This window comes from Streptomyces sp. (assembly GCF_035563135.1).
Lineage (GTDB): Bacteria > Actinomycetota > Actinomycetes > Streptomycetales > Streptomycetaceae > Streptomyces.
In genome coordinates, this window is the sequence record NZ_DATMVN010000338.1 from 1 (window position 1) to 3,816 (window position 3,816).

A 3,816-nucleotide genomic window follows, 5' to 3' on the forward strand; every position below is an offset into this window, starting at 1 on the left:
CGGACGCGCCGCGGCCCTCGTCGCCCGGCGGCCTGTCGTGCCGGCCGCGCGGCCGTGTCCCCTCCCCGCGTGTGCTGCTCCGTCCCACCAGGACCCCCCTGCTCCTCAGAATTCCGCTGTGGCGCGAGGACCCGTCGTCACTTCGCGCGTTCCGCCTTGTCGGTGCCGGCCCTCCGGGCGACTTCCGGCGTCTTCTCCGCACGGTGTCTTTCCGGAGCGGGCCGGTCGCACTTCGTGAGTGCCGGTGTGTGTGCCGAGGACCCGCCGGTCGGCGGTGTCGATGTCGTCCGCCCGCCCACGCCTGTGCGCGTCCACGGTTGCCTGAGTCCTCCGTCGGTGCCGGGCGAGGCGCCTCCCCCCGGCAGGGCGCTCGGTCGTCCGTTCCGGGCGCGCGGTCTGACGGCCGCGAGCACCGGATCGCGTCACACTATCCGGCGGAATCAGCCACAGGGGGCGCGGGTGACACATTCCACGCTCCTCACAACCGGGCATGACGCCCGCACCGTTCGCATGTCCGGTCACGGGCCGGGAATTGGCCTAGGGGCCGCACGGGTCGTCCGCCGCGTTCGATCCCGAATAGGTGGGGGCGGGGGACGGGCTCGCGTCCGTGTCACCGGGCTTCCGGCCGGACGGGTCCTTCCCGGAGCTGTGATCTGCCTGTGGGCCCACGGAGTTGACCGCCTCGGCGGGGGCCACGGCGACCGGCTCGTCCTTGCGCAGCTGTGCGAACAGCCGGTTCGCGTCCGGCTGCACGAGTTCGTCACGGTTCGGGTCGGCGTGGTACGCCTTCCGGGGCACGGTCAGGAACTGCACCTTCTCCGTCGGCACGTTCCGCATCCCGCGCACCAGGTCGTACAGGTCCCGCAGGGAGTCGAGGCCCGGGTCCGTGGTGAGCGACCTGGTCGCCGCGTCCAGCACCGGGTAGAGCCGCGTCGGGTTCAGCAGCACGCCGTTGCTCTGCATCTTGTTGACGAGGGCCCCGAGGAACTTCTGCTGACGGTCCATGCGTTCGGTGTCGCTGCCGTCACCGATCGACTTACGGGCCCGTACGTACCCCAGCGCCTCCTCGCCGTCGAGCTTCTGGCGTCCCGCGGGGAGCTTGAGCCGGGCCGCTGTGTCGTCGACCGGTTCCTTCAGGCACACCTCGACGCCGTCGACGGCGTCGACCATGTCCTTGAAGCCGTTGAAGTCGATGACCATGTGGTGGTCGACGCGAACGCCCGTCATCTTCTCGACCGTCCGGATCGTGCAGGCCGTGCCGCCGATCTCGAAGGCCGAGTTGAACTGGGCGAACTGCTTCCTCGTGACCTTGCCGTCGGTGGTGTGGCAGCTGGGGACCTCGGCCATCAGGTCGCGCGGGATCGACACCGCCGTGGCGCTCCCGCGGTCGGCCGCGAGGTGCAGCAGGATCGTGGTGTCCGAGCGCTGGCTGCCGCCGTCGTCACGTCCGTACGCACTGTTGTCGCCGGAGCGGGTGTCGGAGCCGATGAGCAGGATGTTCCGGGCGCCCCTCGCGACCGGCAGCGGGCGGTCCTTCTCGTACGCCTTGAGCTCGGCGGCGGCGCTCGTGTCGGTCGTGATGTTGCCGTCGAGCTTCTTGTACAGCCACCAGCCGGCACCGGCGGCGAGCAGCACGAGGAAGGAGACCGCGAGCGCGCTCCAGCGGAGCCAGTGCGCGCGGTCCCGGGGCCCGCGCCCGGGCCGCTCGCCCCAGGCCCCGGTGCCGGCCCCACCGCTGCTCCCGTCCGCCCCACCGCTGCTCCCGTCCGCCTCGGCGGTGGCGCCGTCCTGCGGGGAAGCCCCGGACGCGTCCCGCGAACCGTCCGCAGGCCCGCCCCCGGCCGGGTGTTCCGGGCGGTCCGGTTCGGCCGGGGTGCCGGGGCTGTCGCTCACGTCTGCGTCCATCCTTCACGTGCGGCGGCGCGATGGGCCGCCGATCGCAGGAGTAGACGGCTGAACCTCACGCTTGGTTGTGTATTCAGGCGGCGTTCTCAGCCGTGCCTCGTTCCGCCCGATCATGTACCGCCGTCGGTGCTCAGTCCCGGGGGCTCGGCCCGCCCTGGGCCGGACGAGTGGCCTTCGGGGCGCTTGTCATACCGCGGTGCCGGTGATCCGCTCGCTTTCGACGCGCTTGGCCAGCCCGTCCTCGTCCAGCCGGTCCAGGTGACGGCACAGGACGACGGAGCCCCCTGCGGCCAGCGGTGCGAAGATCCCGGCGGACAGCCCTTCCCAGGAGTCGTACGTACGGCCCGTCAGCAGCCTGGACCCCGGGCCGAGTCCCCACTCGGCCGCGTCCTCACGGGCCCGGGCGACCAGCTGGTCCGCCGTCAGGCCGGCACCGCCCACGACCAGCGCGGGGGCCGCCGGATCCACCGGGGCGTACGGGGCGAAGCGGTCGCCCTGGCCCGGAACCTCCACGGCGTAGTCCGCGAACCCTTCGGGAATCTGCGGGAACCGGCCGCCCAGCGGCCGCAGCGCCAGCGCGACCCGCTCGCCACGGCAGGCACGGGCCCGGTCGAGCGAGTCCGGTCCGCTGACGACCAGGTCGGCGGAGGCCGGGTCGCCCTGCACCTCGGCGACGACACCCACCGACGAGCAGGCCAGCAGCCAGACGGCCGACTGCCAGTGGGCGGGGAGCAGCAGAGCGAGCCGGTCGCCGGGCTCGGCGGCCAGGTCGCCCTGGAGCAGATTGGCGGTCTTGGCCACCCAATTGGCGAAGGTGGCCACCGACAGTTCGACGCGCTCTCCGGTTGCGTCGTCGTAGAAAGTGACGAGGGGGCGGGCAGGGTCCGCGGCGAGTGCGGATCGCAGCAGGTCGGCGGGGGTGCGGTCGCTGGCGTTCATCCGCGCAAGGGTACGCGGCGGACGCCGCCCCGGCAGAGCACGAAGGGTGTCTCGTACACCGGTTCGGCAGACGGTGCGTCAACTGGAGGCGGCTGCACTCCAGTAGCCGGGAATGCCGGGCTGTGCCAAGGATTTCCTGTATGCGTGCACTTCTTGCAACTTCCATCGGCGTCGCCTGCGCGACGGCACTCACCCTCCCGCTCGCCGCCCCCGCGCCCGCCGCCCCCGCCCCGGCCGCACAGGCGCCCGCGGCAGCTCCCGCCGAACCCGCGGGTTCGACCCAGTCCCTGCCCCTGCGGCCGCTCACCGACGCGGCCCCGAGGACCACCGGTGAACCCACCGGGCCCACGGCGCCCGCAGCCGCACAAGGGCTGCCCCGGCGTGACTCGCACCGCTTCTCGCTCGTCGGCGTGGTCTGGGACGACGCCGACACCGAACTGCACGGCACCGTCCAGGTCCGCACCCGCGCGACCGGCACCGGCACGTGGTCCGGCTGGCAGACCCTTGAGACCCACAACACCGACCACGCCGCCGACTCCGGCAGCCCCGAACGGGAATCGGGCACCGTGCGCGGCTCCACCGCTCCCCTCTGGGTCGGCGAGTCGGACGGCGTCGAGGTACGCGTACGTTCCGGGAGCACCGCACCGCGGGACGGCTCCGCGGGCTCCGGGCTCCTCCCCGCCGGCCTCCAGGTGGAACTCGTCGACCCGGGCGACGACCCGGAGCAGCCGCGCGCCGAGGGCGCCCCGGTCCCCGGCACCTCGTCCGCCGTCACCGCCGTCACCCCGTCGGCGGGCACCACGACGCCCGTCACGGCCGCCCGGCCCGGCGCGCTCCCGCAGACCGCGGGCCTCACCCTGGCAGCCGCCGAGAGCTCCGCCGTCAACGCCGACCTCGCCCCGCTGGGCGCCACCGAGATCACGGCCCTGAGCAAGGCCGAGTCGGAGGAGCAGGCGGTCGTCGGAGCGGCCG

The 3,816-nt window shown here is 73.5% G+C and carries 2 protein-coding genes and 1 pseudogene; 1 reads left to right on the top strand and 2 read right to left on the bottom strand.

What is annotated here, in order from left to right; genetic code table 11:
* Nucleotides 1-537: 537 nt before the first annotated feature.
* A complete protein-coding gene (locus tag VN520_RS14645; RefSeq protein WP_325747344.1) occupies nt 538-1,905 on the bottom strand; it encodes an LCP family protein in 1,368 nt (455 codons plus the stop codon).
* A gap of 186 nt (nt 1,906-2,091) precedes the next feature.
* Nucleotides 2,092-2,844 (bottom strand): TIGR03089 family protein, encoded by a 753-nt coding sequence (locus VN520_RS14650; RefSeq protein WP_325747345.1) that lies wholly within the window; start codon nt 2,842-2,844, stop codon nt 2,092-2,094.
* Between the two features lie 140 nt (nt 2,845-2,984).
* Here VN520_RS14650 and VN520_RS14655 point away from each other — a divergent pair.
* Nucleotides 2,985-3,816, top strand: a pseudogene (locus tag VN520_RS14655) (N-acetylmuramoyl-L-alanine amidase); the annotation flags it as partial.